The sequence below is a fragment of the Acidisphaera sp. S103 genome (assembly GCF_009765975.1).
Taxonomy (GTDB): Bacteria; Pseudomonadota; Alphaproteobacteria; order Acetobacterales; family Acetobacteraceae; genus Rhodopila.
The window spans coordinates 219,920-220,729 of the sequence record NZ_LMUJ01000064.1 but is presented as its reverse complement, the minus strand read 5'-3'; the positions used below and the strand labels follow the sequence as shown (position 1 = coordinate 220,729).

1 protein-coding gene is annotated in these 810 nt (G+C 67.8%); it reads right to left on the bottom strand.

The window, feature by feature from the left end:
- A partial coding sequence (locus GSQ89_RS23150; RefSeq protein ID WP_254073321.1) for a condensation domain-containing protein occupies positions 1–748 on the bottom strand: 748 nt, incomplete at its 3' end.
- Positions 749–810 lie beyond the last annotated feature (62 nt).

The following is an 810-nucleotide window of genomic DNA, read 5'->3' as shown; positions in this document are numbered from 1 at the left end:
CCGTTCGCCCCACCCCCGCCAGCGCATCGCGCCAGAAAGCCAGTCCCGCCCGATCCTGCCGTAAGGCCTGCGCCGCAACCAGGTCAGGCAACTGCACCCGTAGCGGCGGCAGCATCTCGCCATCATAGGACCGCCCGAGTTCGTCGAGGAAGACCGGCAGCGACCACCCGTCGAACGCGATATGATGGAATGCCGCCAGCAGCGCATGACGTTCGGCACCCAACCGCACCAAGCGAGCCCGCAGCAGCGGCGGTGCGGTCAGATCGAAGTGCCGCCGGTTGTCCTGCGCCGCCAGTTCGGCCAGCACAGAGTCAGGATCGGGCATCGCCGACAGATCGGTGACCGGCATCGCGAACAGCACCAGCGCATGCACCACCTGGTACGGTTGCCCGTCGCGTTCGACAAACGCGGTGCGCAATGCCTCATGCCGATGCACCACCGCCTGCAACGCCAGCCGCAACCGTTCCGCATCCAACGGTCCGTCGATCCGCAGGTTGACTGGCGTCACATAGCCATGGCCCGCCAGTCCGGCCCGCTCCACGAACCACAACCTGGCCTGGCCGGGCGACGCCGGCAGCCCTTCCGCCGGCCGTGCGACGGGACGCGACAGATAAGTAATGATTTCGTCACGCCGGGCGCGCAATTGCTCGATCGCCGCCGGGTCGAGCGCGCCCCGCGGCGCGTTGTAGCGCAAGCGGCCGTCGGCCAGCGTCAACTCGATTCCCTGGTCGCGAAGCCGGGCAACCAACGCGGCCACGTCCATTGACTGTGAGGGCAGGGGGGGTGTTCGCGATAAATCCGATGCGACGT